Raw genomic sequence first — 22,704 nt, 5'->3', positions numbered from 1 at the left:
CGGAAAACCGCTGCACATCTTTCCGGATCATGCCCTAGTATCTCAACACCCTCGCACCAACCGCCGCACCGATCACGGTCATGACCACCGTCGCGAGCGTGTACCAGGTCGCGACGAACAGGGGCGAGTCGTCGGTGCAGTGCGAGGCATAGAGGGTCGCGGCGAGCCCGGCCGAGACCAGACCGGCGAATGCACCGGCCAGTGCAGGCCGCGACGGCGCGCCGTGGCGCAGGCCGAACAGCGCCCCCGCAAGCAGCGGCAATGACATCGCAGGGATCGCGACCAGGCACACCCGGGAGTTCTTGCCCATCAGGCGCATCGTCATCGGCATAGCTGGTGCCATCATCGCCTCGCTGCCGATCGCCACCGCAAGCAGGCCGACAGGGAGCAGCAGCAGCCAGCCCCAGCCGCGCAGCAGGGCTTCTGGCCGCGACAAATGCAGGCTAACGATGATGGCGGGGATTGCGAGCGACAGCGTCACCGCGAACTTCATATCGAAGAACGGATTGCGCATGGCGCTCATCACGTCGGCGCGCACACCGAGGAATGTCGCAAAAATCAGGATCGACAAGGGCGCGGCGACCAGCAGCGCCAAGGTCAGCATGGCGCCGACGCGCGGCGCGCGGTGCGCGTTGTCGGCTGCGAGCGAGCGAATGAGTTGATCGGTGTCCATGACTAATGGTCCCGCAATTTGGCCGTCAGCGCGGCGAGTCCGCGATGCAGCGCGACCCGCACCGCACCTTCGCTCATCGAGAACTTCGCTGCAGTGTCCTTGATCGAGGCGGCCTCGACCGCGATCGACTGCAACACGTCACGCTGGCGCTGCGGCAAGGTGCTCAGCTGCGCGGCAACTTCGCCCGCCGAAGCCGTCTCCTGCGGCGCCTCGCCCGGCAGCGTCTCGGCGAAATCGTCGATGTTGACGAAGACGCGCTTGCCGCGCCGGCGGAGCGCGTCGATCAGTTTGTTGCGGCCGATCGCAAACAGCCAGGGCGCGAAGGGGGCTTCGCTGTCCCAGGTGTGCCGCTTCAGATGCACCGCCAACAGAATCTCCTGCACGATATCCTCGGCCTGGTCGGGAGGCTGCCCGGCACGCGCCAGGCCGCGCCTTGCGGCGGCGCGCAGCACCGGCGTGACCGCCTTCAACAGGCGATGATACGCCGCATCATCGCCTGCCATGGCCGACCGCATCAGGCCGGTCCATTCGTCCTCACGTCCGCGCACCCGCGCCCCTCACCATGCAATTCGGCCGCTCTTTCAATTTGTTACGGGGACGCCGGGCTTATCACGAATTCGTGATCGAGACCCGGACCTCGCGACCGATGCGACAGCAAACATCGGCGACGGCTCATAACACCGATTGACGCGTCCCGCATCGGGCCGCCGGTGGCGAGGGGACGCTTTGCCCCGTTTTTGCCGGGTGCAACTCGAAGATTCCCATTTTTTGCCCCGCTGTCGTCACGCCCCGGGGTCTCTGTTCGCAGCCGGGACGGGCGGAATTGGGGAGATCGTCAACATGATGAAGACCAGCGCGCGCGCGGCCCTGATTGTCTTGGCCGGGCTTTTCTTGCTGTTCGGGGGCGTTGCTCAGGCGGCGCCGGATTCGGCCGCGAGCAGTAAAGCGGACAGCGCGGACAAGCAGGCCGATACGGCCAAGCACCGGCGCCAGGACTCGCGCCGCACCAGCAGCAGCAAGGCGGTGCAAAAATCCGACGACAAGGCCGACAAGAAGGACGCTGCGGCAAAGGCCGACGAGGCCAAGAACGGCACCAAGGCCGATGGTGAGGTGCCGGCGTCCAGCCAGATGCCGCCCAACGTCGCCAACGCCAATGCGCAGCTCGCCGCCGATACGCCGCCTGCCGCTGCCGCCTCCGCGATGACGAACCGCGCCAACGACAATGTCCAGGCAGCAGCCGATAATACCAACGCAGCGCCCCCCGAAAGTCAGGTCGTCGCGCCCGATCAGCTCAACGACATCGATCGCGCCCTGCAACAGGAGAACCCGCCGGCGCAGAAGGCGGTGATTGCCGCAACCGAGGCGCAGCCAAGGCCGGCGCCGGTGATGGCAAGCAGCCAGCAGAGCTCGGCCTGGGACCAGAGCTCCCTGATCGGCAAGATCTTCATCGGCGTCGGCACGCTGCTGACGCTGGCGTCCGCCGCGCGGATGTTCATGGCGTGATTGCTGGCCGATTGGCGGCCTGAGACCTGGCCTGGCGGACCTCGTCCGGAACGCGCGTCTCGTCGCGTTCCGGCGGCCGGTAGCCCCTTGAAGCCCACCGCGCCAGCGGGCACATTGCCCGCTCAGTCAAAAGCGTGGGTGGAGCATGAGCACGTTCGAACACATCATCGTCGAAAACATCGGTGCGGTCGGCATCATCAAGCTGAACCGGCCGAAGATGCTCAACGCGCTCTCTTTCGGCGTCTTCCGCGAGATCGCCGCCGCCGTGGACGATCTCGAGGCCGATGATGCCATCGGCTGCATCGTCGTGACCGGAAACGAGAAGGCCTTTGCCGCCGGCGCCGACATCAAGGAGATGCAGCCCAAGGGCTTCATCGACATGTTCTCCGAGGATTTCGCCGCGATCGGCGGCGACCGCGTCGCGCGTTGCCGCAAGCCGACGATCGCGGCGGTTGCCGGCTATGCGCTGGGCGGCGGCTGCGAGCTCGCCATGATGTGCGATTTCATCATCGCCGCCGACACCGCAAAGTTCGGCCAGCCCGAGATCACGCTCGGCACCATTCCCGGTATCGGCGGTACCCAGCGCCTGACGCGGGCGATCGGCAAGTCCAAGGCAATGGACCTCTGCCTCACCGGCCGGATGATGGATGCGGCGGAAGCCGAGCGCTCGGGTCTCGTCAGCCGCATCGTACCCGCCGACAAGCTGATGGACGAAACGATCGCCGCAGCCGAGAAGATCGCGTCGATGTCGCGCCCTGCGGCCGCGATGGCCAAGGAAGCGGTGAACCGCGCCTTCGAGACCACGCTTGCCGAGGGCATGAGCGTCGAGCGCAATCTGTTCCACTCCACCTTCGCGCTGGAGGACCGTGCCGAGGGCATGGCGGCATTCATCGAGAAGCGCAAACCGGTGAACAAGAACCGGTAGGGCGCACACCGGTCAGGCTGGTGTAAGGCTCTGGCGCCTTCCCGCTGAAATCCTGTGACGGAGCTGCAACAAGCACGGAATACATGGGAGTTTTCCCCGCGGCAGTTTGCCTGCGGGACCTCGGCTGGCTAAACAGTTAAGAGGCCATCGTCGGTGGGGGCGGATAGCCGGGGGTTAAGCGGGATTACATGATTGGGCGTACCGCCAGAGCCGGTCGCGTGGTGACGCGGCATCGATGGGGCGTGGGTCCCGTGTTTGCGACATGGACCACGCTGGCGCTCTCCTGCGCCCTGCCCTCCGCCGCCTGGGCCGAAGCTCTGCCCGAGGCGCTGGCCAAGGCCTACCAGACCAATCCGCAGCTCAATGCCGAGCGCGCGCGCCAGCGCGCGACCGACGAGAACGTGCCGCAGGCGCTTGCCGGCTACCGGCCGCAGATCGTGGCGAGCCTCAGCGCCGGCCTGCAATCGGTGCGCAATCTGTTGCCCGACAACACCATCCAGACCGCCAATCTGAAGCCCTGGATCATCGGCGTCACCGTGACGCAGACCCTGTTCAATGGTTTCCGCACCGCCAATGGCGTACGGGCCGCCGAACTCCAGGTGCAGTCGGGCCGGGAGGCGCTGCGCAATGTCGGCCAGGGCGTGCTGCTCGATGCGGTCACCGCCTACACCAACGTGCTCGCCAACCAGTCGCTGGTCGAGGCGCAGCGCTCCAACGTCGCCTTCCTGCGCGAGACACTCGCCGTCACCCAGCGCCGTCTCAATGCCGGCGATGTCACGCCGACCGACACCGCCCAGGCCGAGGCCCGTCTCAACCGCGGCCTCTCCGATCTCAACGCGGCCGAGGTCGCGCTCGCCGTCAGCCAGGCCACCTATACGCAAGTGATCGGCAATGCGCCGTCGCAGCTCAAGCCTGCCGAGGCCATCGACCGCTATCTGCCGAAGAGCCGCGAGGACGCCATGACGATGGCGATCCGCCAGCATCCGGCGGTGATGGCCGCCAGCTTCGACGTCGACGTCGCCTCCACCAACATCCGCATCGCCGAAGGCACGCTGCTGCCGAGCGCGACCATCCAGGGCAGCGCCAGCAAGAGCCGCAACAACGACCCGACCCTCGGCACCTTCGCCGAGGACCAGGCCTCGATCATCGCCAACGTCACCGCGCCGATCTATGACGGCGGCCAGGCCGCGGCGCAGACCCGGCAGGCCAAGGAGATGACGGCGCAGAGCCGGCTGGTGCTCGACCAGGTGCGCAATCAGGCGCGCACGGCGGCGGTCAGCGCCTGGGCCGCCAATGAAGGCGCCAAGATCGCGGTCTCGGCCTCGGAGTCCGAGGTGAAGGCGGCGACCGTCGCGCTGCAGGGCGTGCAGCGCGAGGCCGCCGGCGGGCAGCGCACGACGGTCGACGTCTTGAACTCGCAAGCCGATCTGATCCAGGCCAAGGCCCGCCTGATCGGTGCGCAACGCGACCGGGTGATCGCCTCCTACACGCTGCTCAGCGCCATCGGCCATCTCGATGTCAAGACGCTGAACCTGAATACGCCGGACTATCTGCCCGAGGTGCACTACCACCAGGTCCGCGACGCCTGGCACGGCCTGCGCACGCCGTCGGGGCAGTAGCCTAAATCTCTCTGGTGGATGCCGATGAAAAGCCGCCGCATTCATCTGATGGGAGCCTCGGGCTCCGGCGTGACCACGATCGGTCGCGCGCTCGCCGGCCGGCTGGCGCTGCCGCATCACGACAGCGACGACTATTTCTGGCTGCCGACCGTGCCGCCCTATCAGACGACCCGCCCCGCCGCCGACCGCCTGCGCCTGATGCGCGAGATGTTCTTGCCGCGCCTCGACTGGGTGCTCAGCGGAACCGTCACCGGCTGGGGCAACGAGCTCGTCCCGCTCTTCGATCTCGTCATCTTTGTGACGACGCCACGCGAGCTTCGCTTGCAGCGCCTGCGTGGCCGCGAGGCCGCGCATTTCGGAGCTGATGCCGTCGCGCAGGGCGGCTGGCGTCATGAGGAAACGGAATCTTTCGTCGAATGGGCCTCGCGCTACGAAGCCGGCGACCGCGAGGGCCGCAGTCTCGCAAAAGATGAGGCTTGGCTCGCGGGCCTGTCCTGCCCGGTCGTGCGCGTGGACGGCTCGCGTCCGCTTGCTGGTCTCGTCGAGCAGCTATGCAGCGAAGCGGAGCGGCTGCCCGGCTGACGTGATAGTCTCCTCTCACCCGCCTACAAAAAAATAACCGGGAGAGAAACCATGCTCAATCGACGCAGCGTCCTGCTTGCCTCCCTCGCCGCCGGAGTAGCCATGACCAACAGAGCCCACGCCCGCGCGGCGCAGCCTGCGACGCCGATCAATTTCGACGTGCCGGCGCATGCCTGCGACTGCCATACCCACATTCATGGCGATGTCGAAAAGTTTCCGTTCTTCGCCGGGCGCGTCTACACGCCGGAGCCGGCTTCGCCGGAAGAAATGGCGGCGCTGCACAAGGCGCTGCATATCGAGCGCGTGGTGATCGTGACGCCGAGCGTCTACGGCACCGACAATTCGTCCACTCTGTTCGGCATGAAGGCGCGCGGCGCGACCGCGCGCGGCGTCGCCGTGATCGACGACAAGACGCCGGAGAGCGCGCTCGATACGATGCATCAGGACGGCTTCCGCGGCATCCGCCTCAATCTGGCGACCGGCGGCGTCAATGATCCCAATGTCGGCCGACCACGCTTCACCGCCGCCGTCGAGCGCATGAGGACGCGCGGCTGGCACGTGCAGCTCTACACCACGCTGACCATGATCTCGGCGATCAAGGACCTGGTCGAGACGGCGCCGGTGCCCGTCGTGTTCGACCATTTCGGCGGCCTCGACGCTTCGCTCGGGCTGGAGCAGCCGGGCTTCTCCGATCTCGTCGCACTGGTGAAGTCCGGCAAGGCCTACGTGAAGATCTCCGGCGCCTATCGTTCGTCCAAGCTCGCGCCCGACTATCAGGACATGGTGCCCTATGCCCGCGCGCTGATCACGGCGAATGCCGACCGCATCGTCTGGGGCACCGACTGGCCGCATCCGGATTCGAGCCGCGTCGAGGGACGCAAGCCCACCGACATCGCGCCGCTCTATCAGATCGACGACGGCCGCCTGCTCAACCAGCTCCCGGTGTGGGCGCCGGACGCGGAGGTGCGCAAGAAGATCCTGGTCGACAATCCGGCGCGGCTCTACGGGTTCTGACGGTCAGCGCGCGCGGCGGGAGAAAAAGGAGATCAGGACCGGCAAGGTCACCAGGATCACGACCGGCGCCAGCATCATGCCGGTGACGACGACGACCGCGAGCGGCTTCTGCACCTGCGAGCCGATGCCTTCGGACAGTGCCGCCGGCAGCAGGCCGACGCCTGCGACAACGCAGGTCATCAGCACGGGCCGGAGCTGCAGCTCGCCGGTGCGCACGACCGCGCCCATGCGGTCCATTCCCTCCTCGATGAGCTGGTTGAACTGCGAGATGATGATGATGCCGTCCATCACGGCGATGCCGAACAGCGCGATGAAGCCGATTGCCGCGGACACGCTGAACGCCGTGCCGGTGATCAACAGCCCGAGCACGCCGCCGAAGATCGCCATCGGGATCACGCTCATCGCGAGCAGCGTGTCCGCCATCGAACCGAAGTTGAACCAGAGCAGGATGCCGATCAGCGCCAGCGAGATCGGCACCACGATCGACAGTCGCCGGATCGCGTCCTGGAGATTGCCGTACTCGCCGACCCATTCCATGTGCGAGCCAGGCGGTAGTTGCACCTGATCGGCGATCTTCTGCTGCGCCTCGCGGATCGCGCTGCCGAGGTCGCGCTCGCGCACCGAGAACTTGATCGGCAGATAGCGCTCCTGCTGCTCGCGATAGATGTAAGCCGCTCCCGAGACGAGGTTGATAGTGGCGACCTCGCTCAACGGGATCTGCGTGACGGTGCCGTTCGGCCCGGGCGCGCCGACCCGCAAATTCTGGATCGCCTCGGCACTCCGGCGGTATTCCGGCGCGAGGCGAACGATGATCGGAAAATGGCGGTCACTTCCAGGCTCATAAAGGTCGCCGGCGGTGTCGCCGCCGATCGCGACCTTGATGGTGGCATTGATGTCGCCCGGCGCAAGGCCGTAGCGCGCGGCCTTGGCGCGATCGATGTCGATCTGGACGGTCGGCTGCCCGAGCGAGGTGAACACCGCAAGGTCGGTGACGCCCTGCACGGTGGCCAGCACCGACTTGATCTTGTTGGCGGTGTCGGTGAGCGCCTGGAGGTCGCTGCCGAACAGCTTGATCGAGTTCTCGCCCTTCACGCCGGAGACGGCTTCCGAGACGTTGTCCTGGAGGTATTGCGAGAAGTTGAACTCGACACCGGGGAAGCGATCGTCGAGCTGCTTGAGCAGTTGCGCGGTCAATTCTTCCTTGTCGTGCGTGCCGGGCCATTGGCTCGCGGGCTTGAGCGGCGCGAAGAACTCGGCGTTGAAGAAGCCGGCCGCGTCGGTGCCGTCGTCGGGACGACCGTGCTGCGACACAACGGACTCGACCTCGGGCCGCGCGCGGATCACCTTGCGCATCTCGTTGACATAGGAATTGCCTTCCTGCAGCGAGATGGTCGGCGGCAGCGTGGCGCGGATCCAGAGATTGCCCTCTTCCAGCTTCGGCAGGAATTCGAGACCGAGCAGCCGGCCGAGTGCCACCGTCATCACCACGAGGCCGACGGCGCCGCCGAGGACGATGTTGCGGTTGGCGACGGCCCAGTTCAGCACCGGCATGTAGAGCCGGTGCAGGATCAGCATGACCTTCGTCTCGGTTTCCTGGACGTGGGCGGGCAGGATGATCGCGGACAGCGCCGGCGTGACAGTGAACGTCGCAAGGAGCCCGCCGGCGAGCGCATAGGCATAGGTGCGGGCCATCGGCCCGAAAATGTTACCCTCGACGCCGGAGAGCGTGAACAGCGGCAGGAAGGCCGCGATGATGATTGCCGCTGCAAAGAAGATTGAGCGCGAAACGTCCGCCGCGGCGCTGAGGATTGCATGGCTCTTCATGCCGAACAGCGTCTCATTCGACATCTGCTCGGTTTCCGACACCGGCGTCGTCTCGGTCAGACGCCGGAAGATCGCCTCCACCATGATCACGGTGGCATCGACGATCAGGCCGAAATCGATCGCTCCGACTGACAACAGGTTCGCCGATTCTCCGCGGAGCACCAGGATGATCACGGCGAAGAACAGTGCGAATGGAATGGTGGCGCCGACGATCAGCGCGCTGCGGAGATCACCAAGGAATATCCACTGCAACAGCACGATCAGCAAAATGCCGACCACCATGTTGTGCAGCACGGTGTGAGTGGTGAGCTCGATCAGATCCCCACGGTCGTAGATGCGCTCGATGCGCACGCCGGGCGGCAGGATGCTGGAGTTGTTGATCTGCTGGACCAGCTGGTGGACGCGCTTGATGGTCGGCGAGCTCTGCTCGCCGCGCCGCATCAGGACGATGCCTTGCACGATGTCGTCGGCCTCGTCGATGCCGGCGATGCCGAGGCGGGGTTTCTGGCCGACCGTGACGGTGGCGACGTCCTTGACCAGCACCGGGTTGCCGCCTGTCTGCGCCACCATGGTATTGGCGAGATCGTCGATCGAGCGGATCAGGCCGACGCCGCGCACCACGGCCGATTGCTGGCCGATATCCACGGTGTTGCCGCCGACATTGACGTTGGAATTGCCGACTGCCTGGAGCAATTGCGGCAGGGTCAGGCCGTTGGCGACCAGCTTGTTGAAATCGACCTCGAGCTCATAGGTCTTGCTCTTGCCGCCCCAGCCGGTGACGTCGATGACGCCGGGCACGGCCCGGAAGCGGCGCTGCAGGATCCAGTCCTGGATGGTCTTGAGGTCGAGCACGCTGTAATTCGGCGGGCCGACGAGACGATACCTGAAGATTTCGCCGATCGGGCTGAGCGGCGAGATTTGCGGCTGCACGTTACCGGGCAGCGGCGCGAGCTGCGCCAGGCGGTTCAGCACCTGCTGCAACGCTTCGTCATAAGTATAGGCGAAGGAGAATTGGAGCTTGATGTCGGAGAGGCCGTAGAGCGAGATGGTGCGGATGGTGGTGAGGTTCTTCAGACCTGCGACCTGGGTCTCGATCGGGATCGTGATGTAGCGCTCGATCTCCTCCGCCGACAGGCCCGGGCTTTGCGTCACGATGTCGACCATCGGCGGGGTCGGATCGGGATAGGCCTCGATGTTGAGCTGGTTGAACGCGATCAGGCCGCCGATCAACACGGCGACGAACATGCCGACCATCAGAAAGCGCCGGTTGACGGCAAGGGCGACGAGACGATCCATTCAGGTCTTCAATTTCTTTGGGTCGTCGATCAGCTGCCTGACGCCGCGCGGTCGATGAAAAGGCTGCCTTTGGTGACGATCTGCTCGCCAGGCTTCAGATTGCTGGTGACTTCGACGAGGTTGCCGTTGATGAGACCGGTCTTGATCTGGCGCAGCTCGACCGATTTGTCCTCGCGCGCGACCCAGAGGCGAACCTTGTCGGCTTCATAGATCAGCGCCTGCTTCGGCACCGCCGGCGCGGCGCGGTCGCCGGCCGAATAGATCGTGACATTCGCGAACATCTCCGGCTTCAGCAGCCCGTCCTGGTTGTCGATGGTGGCGCGGACCAGCAGGCGGCGGGTGGTGGGGTCGATCGCGGCGGCAACGTAGTTGATCTTGGCAGCGAGCGGACGGCCCGGCAGGGCCATCACATTGACGCTGATGTCCTGCCCGATGCACACCGCGGCCGCATCGCTCTCCCGCACGAAGGCGGTGAGCCAGACCGTGGAGAGATCGCCGACCACGAAGACCGGATCGCTGGCGCCGGCGCTGACATATTGGCCGGGGCCGATCTTGCGCTGCACGACCGTGCCGGAAATCGGCGAGTAAATCGTGATCTCCCGATTGATCGTACCCTTTTCCTGGAACGTCTTGATGGTCTCGTCGGTGAAGCCGAGGATGCGCAGCTTGTTGCGCGCGGCTTCCAGCGCCGTCACCGCGGAGCGCATGTCGTTCTGCGCCTGGATCTGGGTTGTTTCCGCCTGCTGGTAGTCCTTCAGCGGAATGGCGTGCCCCTCGTAGAGATCCTTGGCGCGTTTGTACTGGATGTCGGCGAGATCGATCGCCGACTTCGCCTTGTTCTGCGCAGTCATCGCCGCGATGAAATCGTTCTGGGCCTGCACCGTGTCGGCGGCCTCGATCGTAAACAGCGGTTGACCTTGCTTCAGCATCTCGCCGGGCTTGGCCAGCAGCTTGGTGACCCGGCCCGCATAGGGCGAAAACACCGGTGTCGAGCGGTCCTCGTCAACGGCGACCTTGCCCTCGGTGACATATTCGGCGCGGAAGGTCTTGGCCTTGACCGGCTCGATCGTCAGCGTCGCCCATTCGGACGGCGTCGGCGTGAAGGTCTGCGCATTCTTGCGTGACTGGCTCGAGATCTCGGAGGGCTTCTTTTCCTTCGGCCCCGCATAGAGGAAGCCGTAGGCCCCGGCACCGGCAAGAGCTAGTAAAACTACGGACACGATCATCCGTTGTCTTGTAAACACCTGCAATCGCTTGGTATTTTCAACTGCCATGGAGCCCGGTCGTGTCTGCGGCGATCTCGGCAGACGCCTGCCTTGTCGATCGCGCTAATACTGCCGAATTGGGAGTTCAAACAACCTAAAAAACGCCTCGCACCTTTCGGTTTGCGTTAAAATTTTGCGACACGTCAGCTTCACGTCAGCTTCGCTCCGGCCACTGTGCCGGATGGCTGCCAAGCGGCATTGCCGGACGGCCCCATCGCGCCGGCGTCTTCGATAGCAGTGCGGAATGGCGCACTGCCTTCAACGTGCCGAAGCCAGATGGCACGCTCTCGATGAACGCAGCGTGTACGGCCTCGCCCGTAAGATCCGTGGTATTCAGCCCGCCGTCGAGCCGGCCGAGATTCCACAGCCACCGTCCGGTCTGCGCCAGCGACACGCGCACGTGCCAGCTGCCGCCTTCGCGCGCCTGGCGCGCTTTGGCCATCATCGCGCCGAACGCCATCAGATAGCCGGTGGCGTGATCGAGGATCTGTGCCGGCAATTCCTTGGGCGCATCGATGCCGGCGGCCCGCCCTTCGGCATGATTGAAGCCAGTCGCGGTCTGCACCAGAGAGTCGAAGCCGCGCCGTTCGGCCCAGGGGCCGGTGTGACCATAGGCCGACAGCGTGACATAGACGAGGCCGGGATTGATTTGCGCTGCGTCCTCCGGCGCAAAGCCGAGCGCGGCGAGCGCACGCGGGCGATAGCCTTGCGAGAAGATGTCGGCGTCTTTCAATAGCTCGCGCAGCTGCGCACGCCCGGCCTCATTCTTCAACTCGATGGAGGTGGTGAGCTTGCCGCGACCGGTATCGATGGTGAGCCAGGGAATCGCGGGCAGCTGTGGCCCTGACACCAGCAGCACGTCTGCGCCGTGCGCAGCGAGCGTGCGGCCGGCGACGGGGCCCGCGATGACGCGGGAGAGATCGAGGACGCGAAGACCCGAGAGCGGACGATCGCCTCTTGGCCACGGCTTTGGCCGGGCCTCGCCGATCCTCTCGATCGATACCAGCGGCAGTTCGGCGAGTGCACGCGCCTGCGGCAGCACCGCCCATTCGTCATAGCCGCGCATCAAGGCGACGACGCCGCCTGCTGCGTAGGCCGCGGTTTCGAAATCCTCGCCGCGCCACTGCATCAACGCGGCTTGAACTTTCTCGCGTTCGGGCGCGCAGGAAAGCACCTTGCAGACGGCGTCACGATGATGCGGGAAATTGGTGTGGCAGCGGACGAAGCGGCCGTCGCCGGTCCGGTAGACGCCGGCGATGGCGTCCCAGGCCGGCGGTGGCGGCTTGTCATCGACGCGCAGATAGCGCTCGGAGCGGCATTCGGCGACGGCGTGGCGCATGTCGACATGAACATCCTGAGTCTCACCGCTGCGCAGTCGGCAGATTTCGGCGGCGGCAAGGCCGGCGGCGGCTATCGTCGTCTGGCCGGCGACGGCGACACGAAACGAGGATGGGATCTGTGGCTCGGTGCCGGTCAGCCGCACGCGATCCAGGGCGGACGCATCACCGCCGACGGAGGTCCAGATACTGCGAAGAATATCGGCGGGGCTTTGCATGGCCGCTTCTCTCCGTTTCCAGGAGCATGATCTTTCGGAAAACCGCTGCACACTTTCACGGATCATGCTGTAGTTTTTGCGACCATCCATCAGCACACAAGGGAATGCAATGGCCGCCATCGATCCCCTCACCGCAGGCGCCGTCTTCGTCGCGACGGCGGCCACCGACGCGGTCTATGTGATGTTCACCTCGGCCGTGGTCGCGCGCAAGCGCGTGCCGGCGGCGACCTGGAGCGCGATCTGGTACCTGCTCTCATCCTACGCGGTGATCAGCTACACCGAGAATGCATTCTATGTCGCCTTCGCGGCGCTCGGCTCCTGGGTCGGCGCCTACGCATCGCTGACCTTCCTGCACCGGCCGCCCGGCGGCCCACCAGTGGGCGCGGCGCCGGAGTGAGGCGAGCGCATCTCCTTCCACGTCATTGCGAGCGAAGCGAACCAATCCAGAATCGTTGCTGCGGCATCCAGTCTGGATTGCTTTCGTCGCAAGAGCTCCTCGCAATGATGATTTGAAGGCTTCTGCGTGTCCCTTCAAGCAGCTACACTTCCTGCGACCAAGAAACAAAGAAGGAGTCCAAGATGGATCTCGGTCTGAAAGGCAAGAACGCGATCGTGCTCGGCGGCACGCGCGGGATCGGGCGGGCGATCGCGACGACGCTAGCCGGTGAAGGCGCCAATGTCGCGGTCTGCGCGCGCAATGCGGACCAGGTTGCGGCCACTGTCGCGGAGTTGAAGGCGGGCGGCATCAACGCCACCGGCGGCCCGGTCGACGTCACCAACGGCACGGCCCTGAAATCCTGGATCGAGGCTGCAGCAAAGGAGCTCGGCGGCATCGACATGCTGTTCTCCAATGCCGGCGCAATGGCGCAAGGACACGATCCCGCGTCCTGGGAGCAGAATTTCCGGCTCGACGTTCTCGGCGCCGTGCACGCTTTCGACGCGGCGCGGCCGTTTCTCGAGACAAGCGGTGCCAGCAGCGGCGATGCGGCCTTCGTGATCATCTCGTCGATCTCCGCGGCGCAGGCGGACACGGCGAGTTCCTACGGTCCGATCAAGGCCGCGCTGATCCACATGGCCAAAGGACTGGCGCGGCAATATGCGAAGAAGAAGATCCGCGTGAATGTCGTTTCACCCGGCACCGTCTATTTCAAGGGCGGCGTCTGGGAGATGATCGAGAAAAACATGCCGGAACGCTATAAGGATGCGATGAGCCGCAATCCGACCGGCCGCATGGCAACGCCGCAGGAGATCGCGAGCGCGGCGGTGTTTCTGGCAAGCCCGGTATCGGGGTTCACGACGGGATCGAACCTTGTCGTGGATGGCGCGATCTCGAACCGGGTGAATTTTTGAAGTGAGCCTGATTTGCGCGGCTTCCTCCACCGTCATGGCCGGGCTTGATCCGGCCATCCACGCGGTGCCGGAGCACTCGGAGAGACGTGGATGCCCAGGTCAAGCCCGGGCATGACGACTGAGAGTGTGGCGCGCGATCCGCATCATCAAACTCGTGATCGCGAGCTCGCAATGAGATGTGGCGGCATCCTGCGCGCCGTGTCTTCAATGAAAATCGCGCGACGGCGGCAGGATGCGGACGTTGCGGGGGTGGCGGATTTTTTGCGCCGGCATGTCTGCGAGCGCGCGAGGGTCTTCGTTGAGCGGTTCGACCACGGTGGCTCCTGCCGGCACCGGATGCTTGCGGCTGAGCGCATCATTGGCCAATCCGACCAGATCGTGCGAGCGGTCGACCATGCGCTGGGCGATGAGATGCGTCACCTTCTCGGGGCTGCTCTGGATGTAGCCCTCGACCAGGATGAGGCGCGCGCCCATCACCTCCTTGCGGTACTGCTCCATGATCTTGGGCCACACCACGACGTTGGCGATGCCGGTTTCGTCCTCCAGCGTCATGAACACGACGCCGCTGGCGCTGCCCGGCCGCTGCCGCACCAGGACCACGCCGGCGCAGCGGACGCGACGCCGCTCGTTCTCATGGCTGATCTCCTTGCAGGCGACCACGCGCTCACGCGTAAACATCTCGCGCAAAAATTCCATCGGATGGCCCTTCAGCGACAGGCGGATGGTCTGGTAGTCCGCGACCACCTGCTCGGCGCGCGGCATCGCCGGCAGCGGTCTTGCGCCTTCGTCCGGCTGCTCGCGCGCGGTCGCCGCCTCGAACAGCGGCAGCGGCACGTCGTCGGGCAGCCGCCGCACCTGCCACAGCGCCTCGCGGCGGTCGAGCCCGAGCGAGCGGAAGGCGTCGGCATCCGCCAGCAGGATCAGCGCGCGCTTGGGCAGGCCGGTATCGCGCGCGAAGTCTTCCAGCGAGGAGAAAGGACGGCGATTGCGGGCGGCAATGATAAGGTCGGCCCAATCTTTCTGGCTGACATATTCCTTGCTTTGCCGCTTTGCCTGCTCGTTTTTCAGGAACTCCTCATCAGGATCAAGCCAGTGAAAACCGTCGATCTGGCGGAAGCCGAGGCGTACGGCGCAGAATTTGCCATCTGTATTTTCCAGCGTGTTCTGCGCAAAGCTGTAGGACACGTCGATGTCACGGACCTCGACGCCGTTCTTGCGGGCATCGCCGACGATCTGCGCCGGCGCATAAAAGCCCATCGGCTGGGAGTTCAACAGACCGCAGCAGAAAGCATCGGGATGGTAGTGCTTCAGCCACGACGAAATGTAGACCAGCTGCGCGAAGCTCGCCGCATGGCTCTCCGGAAAGCCGTAGGAGCCAAATCCCTTGATCTGGTCAAAGCAGCTTTTGGCGAAATTGGGATCGTAGCCACGCCGGATCATGTTGCCGATCAGCTTCTCCTCGTATTGGCCGATGGTGCCGACATTGCGGAAGGTCGCCATCGAGCGGCGCAGGCCGTTGGCTTCCTCGGAGGTGAAATGTGCGGCCTCGATCGCAATGCGCATCGCCTGCTCCTGGAACAGCGGGACACCGAGCGTCTTGTGCAGCACCTTGTAGAGTTCGTCCTTGTCGCCATGCTCCGGTGAGGGCGAGGGATAGCTCACCTGCTCGAGCCCGTTGCGTCGCCTCAAGTAAGGATGCACCATGTCGCCCTGGATCGGCCCGGGGCGCACGATCGCGACTTCGATGACGAGATCGTAGAAGGTCCGCGGCTTCAGACGCGGCAGCATGTTCATCTGCGCACGGCTCTCGACCTGGAACACGCCGAGCGATTCCCCGGCACACAACATGTCGTAAACCCTGGGATCGTCCTGCGGGACACTCGCCAGCACAAGACGCTCGCCCTTGTGCTGGTCGATCAGATCGAAACATTTCCTGATGCAGGTCAGCATGCCCAGTGCCAGCACGTCGACCTTCATCATATGAAGCGCGTCCACATCGTCCTTGTCCCATTCGATGAAGGTGCGGTCGTCCATCGCGGCATTGCCGATCGGCACATAGGTGTCGAGCCGGTCCTGGGTGAGCACGTAGCCGCCGACATGCTGGGAGAGATGGCGCGGGAATTCGATCAGCTCGGTCGCAAGCTCGACCGCAAGGTTGATCATGGGATTGTTGGGATCGAGCCCGGCCTGCCTGACCTGCATGTCGTTGAGGCCTTTGCCCCAGCTGCCCCAGACGGTGTCGGCGAGCGCGGCGGTGACGTCCTCGGTCAGGCCAAGCGCCTTGCCGACGTCGCGGATGGCACTGCGCGGGCGATAATGGATGACGGTAGCGATGATCGCGGCGCGGTGGCGGCCGTAGCGGCGATAGACATATTGCATCACCTCCTCGCGCCGCGAATGCTCGAAATCGACGTCGATGTCGGGCGGCTCCAGCCGCTCCTTGGAGATGAAGCGTTCGAACAACAGATCGACCTTGGTCGGGTCGACCGAGGTGATGCCGAGCACGTAGCAGACGGCCGAGTTGGCCGCCGATCCCCGCCCCTGGCACAAAATGTTCTGGCTGCGCGCGTAGTGGACGATGTCGTGCACGGTGAGGAAGTAGTGCGCGTATTTCAGCTCGGCGATCAGCGCGAGCTCTTTCTTCAAGGTGGCGCGCAGCTTGTCGTCGATCTCGCCACCGAAATACTTTTGCACGCCGGCCCAGGTCAGGTCCTCCAGATGTCCCTGCGCGGTCTTGCCCGGCGGCACCGGCTCGTCCGGGTACTGGTATTTGAGCTGGTCGAGCGAGAAGTCGATCCTGTCCGCAAAGCGTATGGTCTCCGCGATCGTCTCGGGGAAATCGCGGAACAACCGCGCCATTTCGCGCGGCGTCTTCAGGAATCGCTCGGCATTGGCCTCGAGCTTTCGCCCGACCGCCTCGATCGTGGTCTTCTCCCGGATGCAAGTGAGCACATCCTGAAGCGGCCGGCGGCCGGGATCGTGATAGAGCACCTCGTTGGTCGCGAGCAGCGGCACTTTGGCTTTTACCGCGAGATCGTCGAGCCGCGCCAGGCGGCGGCGGTCGTCGCCGCGATAGAGCAGGCTCGCCGCCAGCCACACGCCCTCGGCGCGACTGCCCTTGAGCTTTGCGAGAACATCCAGCGCCTGCGCCGGGTCGAAACGATGCGGTAGCGTCAGGACCAGGAGCTGGCCTTCCGAAAACTCGAGGAGATCGACGAAAGTGAGACGGCACTCGCCCTTCTCGATCCGCGTGATGTCGTCGCCGCGCTTGCCCCGGGTGAGAAGCTGGCACAGCCGGCCATAGGCCGCGCGGTCGCGCGGATAGACCAGGATGTCGGGCGTGCCGTCGATGAAGACGATGCGGGCGCCGATCAGCAGTTTCGGCTTGTGCAGCACCTCGTCATTGTCGAGTTCCTTGTAGGCCCGCACCACACCGGCGAGCGTGTTGTGATCGGCGATGCCGATCACCGGAATTCCCAAAGCGCTGGCTTGATGCACATAGGCGCGCGGATCCGAGCCGCCACGCAGGAAGGAGAAATTGGTGGTGATGCCGATCTCGGCATAAGCGGGCGTATTCATGCGAAGAGACCATGCACATACCAGCCGGGAGAAGCGGGCTTGCCGTCGCCGTCGAACACCTCTCCCTCGTAAAGACCATCGCGAAAGATCCAGAAACGCAGGCCCTCGGCATCCTCGATGCGGAAATAATCCCGCGTCAGCTGCTTGCCGTCCTGCCGCCACCATTCCATCGCGATGCGCTCGGGCCCTTCCACCCTCACCACCGCATGCAGCGCACGCCGCCAGGTGAATTGGTGTGGCGGACCATCAGGCACGGTCGCGAACGGCACCTTGATCGGCTCCGGCTTGTCGAACAGCCTTAAGGGACGCAGCGGCGGCTCGCTCTCGGTGCGCGCCGGCCATTCGGCCTGCATGGCAGAGGTGAGATGATGCTGCGCCGATGCAACCAGCACCGCGCTTTCGGGGATATGGGTCTCCTGCGGCAGGTGCACGACGACGCGTTTTCCCCCGATGCGCGCGGCGATGCGGTCGATCAGCGCGGCAAGCTCGTCATTGTCGTGGACATGGGCATCGAGATCGCGCTGCTCCTGCACCACGATCTCGGTGCGGCTCGCCGACAGCCGCACCATATCGAAGCCGAAACCGGGATCGAGGGGATCGGCGAGCGCATCGAGGCGTTCGCGGAATAGCCGGTCGATCACGGCGCTTCGCGTCACCGGACGTCCGGTCTCGATCGTGATCGCCCGCACCACGCCGTCGGTGCGGAAGAAGGCGGCCTCCAGCCGCCGCGCGCCCTTGCCCTGCTTCTCCATGGACGTAACAAGCGTGTCGGCGAGCCGCGACAGCGTCATCGCAATCATCGTGTCGGTCGCGATCGGCTCGGCAAAGCGCTTCTCCACGATGTAATCGGGCAGCGGTTTGCGCGGATTGATCGGCGCATCGCCCTGTCCGAGCGCATGCGCGAGCAGGGTTGAGAACCGCGCACCGAACCGCGCCGTGATCTCGTGCGGCTCGCGCGAGGCGACATCGCCGATGGTCTTCAAGCCGGCGCGACGCAAGCCGGTGGTGATGGCCTCGCCCGCACCGAGCGCGGACACCGGCAGCCCGCTGATCGCCTCCGCCTCTCCGCCATCGGCCACGATGGTGCCGGATGCCTGCCGCGTCAGCGTGCGGGCGCAGACCGAAGTGCCCGCGATCGCCGCGCTGACGGCAAAGCCCTGCCGGCCGAGCGCGCGGACCAGTGTTCGCAACAGCGCGGCTTCGCCGCCGAACAGATGCGCGCAGCCGGTGATATCGAGGAACAGCCCGTGCGGCGCATCGAACGCCACCAGCGGCGTGAAGCGGTCGCACCAGTCGGCGATGTCGCTGAGCGTCTTGGCATCGGCGACGGTATCGGCATCGAACACCTTCAAGTCAGGACACATCGCCCGCGCATTGGCCAGGGGTTGGCCGATGTACAGGCCGAGGCGCTCGGCGGCCTCGTCCAGCGCATGGATCACCAGCGCATTGTTGTCCTTGATGACGACGATGCTCGGCTCATGATTGGCCTTACCCAGCCCGGCGCTGCTGAAGAAGCGCTGGATCCGGTCGATGGGCAGGCGCGGCAGCCACAGGCTGAGGATACGTCGACGGCTCGCTGAACTGGCACTCATCACAACTCCATTCCATGATCCACCGGCCGCAGGGGCCATGACGATTGCGCAAGAGCTCGGCATCGAACACCGGCGCGCCCCAGGCGCTCCACATCGAGCCCGGCGGCGAATGCGCCGCCCGCAACATCCATCGTGTCTCCGCGGTGGAGGGCAGCGGCTGCGCGGCCATGCGCAGCATCAGACCGGTAACGCCCGAGCCTTGCGCAGCGAGCGTCAGCTTACGGCTCGCGACGAGATCGAACTGCCTGATCTCGCCCCAGAGCTCGATCACGACGGCCCCCAGCGCATCGCAGGCGAGTGCATCGGCAGAAGTGCGCAGCGCGCTCTCGACATCGGCGGCACGCACCATCACTACGCGGCGCGGGTCGAGCCCGAGCTCGGCGAGGCCGCTCATCGACAGCGCGCCGGTTTCGATTTCCGAAAAATCCTGCCGCACCCACAACAGCGGTCGACGCGCGCAGACGCGCCCAGCAAGCCCCATGACGAAGCCGGTGGCGGCCGCGCCCTGGCGTCCTTCGCAAAACACCTCGTGGATTGCCGCGCGCGCCAGCCCGCCCTTCAGCGCAGCGTCGGCCTCGCTATGGCCGAGCGCGACGCGCTCGTGCTGATGCGCGACCTCCGCGGTCTCGATGCGCTCGATCTGGCCGCGCAAGATCGCAAGCGCGCTTCCACGTGCGCCGCTCATGCTCGCCGCTCCTTCAGAGATTGGTGCCGTGGTCCTCAAAAGAAGAACCAACGGCTGGCTCATTTGTTCATGATATGTTCTAATATAAAGCTAACGGCGGCCACAGAGTCAATCGAATTGCGCGCTCAGGGATTCATGAGCTGAATCAAGGGGATTCCAGGATGGACGTACAACGCAAGCTGGAGATTCTGGCGGATGCCGCCAAATACGACGCGTCCTGCGCCTCCAGCGGCACCGAGAAACGGGATTCCAGCGACGGCAAGGGCATGGGCTCGACCGCGCCAGGCATGGGCATCTGCCATTCCTATGCGCCGGACGGACGCTGCATCTCCCTGCTCAAGGTACTGCTGACCAACGCCTGCAATTACGATTGTCTCTATTGCGTCAACCGCGCCTCCTCGAACGTAGCACGCGCCCGCTTCACCATCGAGGAGGTGGTCAAGCTGACGCTCGACTTCTACCGGCGCAATTACATCGAGGGCCTGTTCCTCTCCTCCGGAATCATCCGCAGCCCCGACTACACCATGGAGCAGGTGGTCAGCGTCGCGCGAAAACTGCGCGAGGAGCATCACTTCCGCGGCTACATCCACCTGAAGACCATTCCCGAAGCCGACGACGCGCTGATCGCGGAGGCCGGCAAATATGCCGACCGCCTCTCCATCAACATCGAGATGCCTGAGGAGACGAGCCTGCAGCAATTCGCGCCGGAGAAGGACGTCCGCGCGATCCGCCGCACCATGGGCCGGCTGCGGCTCAAGCTCGACGAAGCCGAGGACAGCCGCAGCGCAAAAACCAAGGCAAAACCGCAGCGCTTCGCGCCGGCCGGCCAGAGCACGCAGATGATCGTCGGTGCCGACGCGGCCTCCGATCACACCATTCTCCACACCAGTGCCAATCTCTACGGCGCCTACCGGCTGCGGCGCGTCTACTACTCCGCCTTCAGCCCGATCCCCGATGCGAGCCGCGCTTTGCCACTGATACAGCCACCGCTGCTGCGCGAGCACCGGCTCTACCAGGCCGACTGGCTGATGCGGTTCTACGGCTTCGACGTCGGCGAGATCGTCGACGACAGCGCGATGCTGCCGCTCGACATCGATCCAAAGCTCGCCTGGGCGCTGCGCCATCGCGACCGCTTCCCCCTCGACGTCAACCGCGCCAGCCGCGAGGAACTGCTGCGCGTGCCGGGCTTCGGCACCAAGGCGGTCGAACGTATCATCGCGACGCGGCGCACCAGCACGATCCGCGTGGCCGATCTCACGCGACTGCACGTGCCGCGAAACAAGGCGCTGCCGTTCATCGTCCTCAGCGATCACCGCCCCTCACCGCATCAGCTCGACGCTGCCGGGCTGATCGAACGATTCAGGCCGAAAGCAACGCAACTGGGATTTGGCTTCTGATGCAGTACATCATCCTCGACACCGAAACCGATTTCGGCGGCTGGCGCAAAGCCGCGCGTACGCTCGTACTACATCATGTGGAGCCGCGCGATGTCACCTGGACCGTGCGAGGCGGCGAAGCAGAGTTATTCGCGCCATCCGCGCCGTCTCCGATCCTCGAGGTGAACGACGGCACCTTCAACGTATCCGCAAAATTCGTCGAGCTCGCCAAGGCCGCAATTCTGCACCGCGATGTCGAGCGTTTTGCGATCCTCTATCGTCTGCTGTTCCGGCTGAAGGACAACCACGATCTCATCGAGGTCGCAACCGACCCTGATGTCGCGCAGGTCACTTCCATGGCGAGAGCGGTCTATCGCGACGAGCACAAGATGCATGCCTTCGTCCGCTTCCGCGAGATCGGCCGCGAACGCCAGGCCCATTACGTCGCCTGGTTCGAGCCGGAGCATCACATCGTCGAGCTCGCCGCGCCGTTCTTCGCCAAGCGCTTTGTCGACATGCCCTGGTCGATCCTGACGCCCGATCTATGCGCGCATTGGGACGGCCACGCGCTCTCGTTCACGCCGGGTGTCAGCAAGAGCGAGGCACCGGGCGATGACCGGCTGGAGGAAACCTGGCGGCGCTACTACGCCAGCATCTTCAATCCGGCCCGGCTCAAGGTGAAGGCGATGCAGGCCGAGATGCCGAAGAAATATTGGAGGAACCTGCCCGAGGCTTCGATCATTAAGCCCTTGATAGAGGACGCCGAGCGCATGACCGGCGCCATGATCGCCAATGCCGCAACCGATCCGCATAAGCCTCAGAAGCGGCCGGAGGCTCCGATGAAACGCAAGCCAGCTGCCGACGATCTCGAAATGCTCCGCGAGGAAGCCGCCCATTGCCGCGCCTGTCATCTCTACAAGGATGCGACGCAGACCGTGTTTGGCGAGGGCCCGAAGAACGCCAACGTCATGCTGGTCGGCGAGCAGCCCGGCGACAAGGAAGACCTCGCCGGCCATCCCTTTGTCGGTCCGGCCGGACAGATGCTCGACCGCGCGCTGGAGGAGGCCGGCGTCGACCGCAAGAAGGTCTATGTCACCAATGCCGTGAAGCACTTCAAATTCGTGCCGCGCGGAAAGATCCGCCTGCACCAGAAGCCGAACACACCTGAGATCCGGGCGTGCCGGCAATGGTATGAGCGGGAAGTTTCGGCAATCCAGCCGGATCTCATCGTGGCGATGGGCGCCACCGCCGCGCAAAGCGTGTTCGGCAAGATCACCCCGATCGGCAAGAACCGCGGCCGGCTCATGGACCTTCCCGACGGACGCAAGGCGCTGGTGACGGTGCATCCGTCTTATCTGCTGCGGCTGCCCGATCCGGAATCCAAGGTGCTGGAGTATCAGCGCTTTGTCGATGATTTGAAGATCGCTGCCGGCTTGCAGAAGAAGGCTGCACGGGCCGCCTGAGTATTGGCAGGGAAACCAGAGCGGCGGCCTGCTGATAGCAACCTGCACCGGCGTCAGCTTCGCGCACGGCTCGAACGACGGCCAGAAGGGCATGGGCCTGATCATGCTGATCCTGATCGGCACCGTGCCGACTGCTTATGCGCTCAACCGCGCGCTGCCGGAATCCCAAGTCGCCCAGTTCCAGAAAACGTCCGACGCGGCATCCAAGGTGATCTCTCCCTCTCCCCGTTCTTACTAGGGCTATCGCATATGGGCGAGGGCGGAGAGAAGGAAGTCTATTCCATCTGGCTTGGAGCATTTTGTGGCTGATGCGGGCAGGACCGGGCGTTGCCTGCAGGGTATTGATGGCCAGCTTGCGGATGAGGGCGAGATTTTCGGCGGCGTGATCCTTGCGGCTGCGGCA

At 64.8% G+C, this 22,704-nt stretch carries 17 protein-coding genes and 1 pseudogene; 10 read left to right on the top strand and 8 right to left on the bottom strand.

What is annotated here, in order from left to right; genetic code table 11:
* Positions 1 to 34 precede the first annotated feature (34 nt).
* Together EAV90_RS06830 and EAV90_RS06825 are read right to left on the bottom strand one after the other, a co-directional pair.
* Positions 35 to 673 (bottom strand): NrsF family protein, encoded by a 639-nt coding sequence (locus EAV90_RS06830; protein ID WP_122404176.1) that lies wholly within the window; start codon positions 671 to 673, stop codon positions 35 to 37.
* A 2-nt stretch (positions 674 to 675) separates the two neighbouring features.
* A complete protein-coding gene (locus tag EAV90_RS06825) occupies positions 676 to 1,221 on the bottom strand; it encodes a sigma-70 family RNA polymerase sigma factor (RefSeq protein WP_122404177.1) in 546 nt (181 codons plus the stop codon).
* Between the two features lie 292 nt (positions 1,222 to 1,513).
* Here EAV90_RS06825 and EAV90_RS06820 point away from each other — a divergent pair, with 292 nt between their 5' ends.
* The 5 genes from EAV90_RS06820 (at position 1,514) to EAV90_RS06800 (ending at position 6,316) form a co-directional block, all read left to right on the top strand.
* Positions 1,514 to 2,176, top strand: coding sequence for a hypothetical protein (locus EAV90_RS06820; protein ID WP_122404178.1), 663 nt, complete (start codon positions 1,514 to 1,516; stop codon positions 2,174 to 2,176).
* 145 nt (positions 2,177 to 2,321) lie between these two features.
* Positions 2,322 to 3,101: an enoyl-CoA hydratase gene (locus EAV90_RS06815; protein ID WP_122404179.1), complete on the top strand. Its 780-nt coding sequence runs from the start codon at positions 2,322 to 2,324 to the stop codon at positions 3,099 to 3,101.
* A 188-nt stretch (positions 3,102 to 3,289) separates the two neighbouring features.
* Positions 3,290 to 4,720 carry a TolC family outer membrane protein gene (locus EAV90_RS06810; protein ID WP_122404180.1) on the top strand — a complete coding sequence of 477 codons (1,431 nt, stop codon included), beginning with the start codon at positions 3,290 to 3,292 and terminating at the stop codon, positions 4,718 to 4,720.
* 24 nt (positions 4,721 to 4,744) lie between these two features.
* Positions 4,745 to 5,302, top strand: coding sequence for a P-loop NTPase family protein (locus EAV90_RS06805; protein ID WP_122406759.1), 558 nt, complete (start codon positions 4,745 to 4,747; stop codon positions 5,300 to 5,302).
* Between the two features lie 51 nt (positions 5,303 to 5,353).
* Positions 5,354 to 6,316, top strand: a complete 963-nt coding sequence (locus EAV90_RS06800; RefSeq protein WP_122404181.1) for an amidohydrolase family protein — start codon at positions 5,354 to 5,356, stop codon at positions 6,314 to 6,316.
* Between the two features lie 3 nt (positions 6,317 to 6,319).
* Here the strand turns inward: EAV90_RS06800 and EAV90_RS06795 are convergent, their stop codons facing one another.
* The 3 genes from EAV90_RS06795 to EAV90_RS06785 form a co-directional block, all read right to left on the bottom strand.
* Entirely contained in the window at positions 6,320 to 9,436 is a 3,117-nt protein-coding gene (locus EAV90_RS06795; RefSeq protein WP_122404182.1) for an efflux RND transporter permease subunit, read from the bottom strand.
* Between the two features lie 29 nt (positions 9,437 to 9,465).
* Positions 9,466 to 10,710 (bottom strand): efflux RND transporter periplasmic adaptor subunit, encoded by a 1,245-nt coding sequence (locus tag EAV90_RS06790; protein WP_122404183.1) that lies wholly within the window; start codon positions 10,708 to 10,710, stop codon positions 9,466 to 9,468.
* 145 nt (positions 10,711 to 10,855) lie between these two features.
* Positions 10,856 to 12,256 (bottom strand): CoA transferase, encoded by a 1,401-nt coding sequence (locus EAV90_RS06785; RefSeq protein ID WP_122404184.1) that lies wholly within the window; start codon positions 12,254 to 12,256, stop codon positions 10,856 to 10,858.
* A gap of 109 nt (positions 12,257 to 12,365) precedes the next feature.
* Between EAV90_RS06785 and EAV90_RS06780 the strand changes: the two genes are divergently transcribed.
* Together EAV90_RS06780 and EAV90_RS06775 are read left to right on the top strand one after the other, a co-directional pair.
* Positions 12,366 to 12,653 (top strand): hypothetical protein, encoded by a 288-nt coding sequence (locus EAV90_RS06780; RefSeq protein WP_129142952.1) that lies wholly within the window; start codon positions 12,366 to 12,368, stop codon positions 12,651 to 12,653.
* A 182-nt stretch (positions 12,654 to 12,835) separates the two neighbouring features.
* Complete coding sequence (locus tag EAV90_RS06775; RefSeq protein ID WP_122404186.1) at positions 12,836 to 13,606, top strand: SDR family NAD(P)-dependent oxidoreductase; 771 nt, start codon at positions 12,836 to 12,838, stop codon at positions 13,604 to 13,606.
* A 204-nt stretch (positions 13,607 to 13,810) separates the two neighbouring features.
* Here EAV90_RS06775 and EAV90_RS06770 read toward each other — a convergent pair whose 3' ends face one another.
* Genes EAV90_RS06770 through EAV90_RS06760 form a run of 3 tightly spaced genes read right to left on the bottom strand, consistent with a single transcriptional unit; the run spans position 13,811 to position 19,462 of the window.
* The gene (locus tag EAV90_RS06770; RefSeq protein WP_129142951.1) at positions 13,811 to 17,185 is read right to left on the bottom strand and encodes an error-prone DNA polymerase; all 3,375 of its coding nucleotides are present in this window, start codon (positions 17,183 to 17,185) and stop codon (positions 13,811 to 13,813) included.
* Positions 17,182 to 18,777, bottom strand: a complete 1,596-nt coding sequence (locus EAV90_RS06765; RefSeq protein ID WP_162500364.1) for a Y-family DNA polymerase — start codon at positions 18,775 to 18,777, stop codon at positions 17,182 to 17,184. Before EAV90_RS06765 ends, EAV90_RS06770 begins: the two co-directional genes overlap by 4 nt.
* A complete protein-coding gene (locus EAV90_RS06760) occupies positions 18,674 to 19,462 on the bottom strand; it encodes an ImuA family protein (RefSeq protein ID WP_122404188.1) in 789 nt (262 codons plus the stop codon). The genes EAV90_RS06765 and EAV90_RS06760 overlap by 104 nt, the downstream gene beginning before the upstream one ends.
* Before the next feature lie 161 nt (positions 19,463 to 19,623).
* On the opposite strand from EAV90_RS06760, the gene EAV90_RS06755 reads away from it, so the two are divergent.
* From EAV90_RS06755 to EAV90_RS06745, 3 genes and pseudogenes are all read left to right on the top strand, one after another.
* On the top strand, positions 19,624 to 20,859 hold the full coding sequence (locus EAV90_RS06755; protein WP_122404189.1) for a putative DNA modification/repair radical SAM protein: 1,236 nt from the start codon (positions 19,624 to 19,626) through the stop codon (positions 20,857 to 20,859).
* Positions 20,859 to 22,301, top strand: a complete 1,443-nt coding sequence (locus EAV90_RS06750; RefSeq protein WP_122404190.1) for a UdgX family uracil-DNA binding protein — start codon at positions 20,859 to 20,861, stop codon at positions 22,299 to 22,301. Before EAV90_RS06755 ends, EAV90_RS06750 begins: the two co-directional genes overlap by 1 nt.
* A 25-nt stretch (positions 22,302 to 22,326) precedes the next feature.
* Positions 22,327 to 22,518 (top strand): annotated as a pseudogene (locus EAV90_RS06745) (inorganic phosphate transporter); the annotation flags it as partial.
* Between the last annotated feature and the right edge of the window lie 186 nt (positions 22,519 to 22,704).

The sequence above is a fragment of the Bradyrhizobium vignae genome, from assembly GCF_004114425.1.
GTDB lineage: Bacteria > Pseudomonadota > Alphaproteobacteria > Rhizobiales > Xanthobacteraceae > Bradyrhizobium > Bradyrhizobium vignae.
The sequence above is the reverse complement of the archived record's forward strand: the minus strand, read 5'-3'. Positions and strand labels throughout refer to the sequence as shown.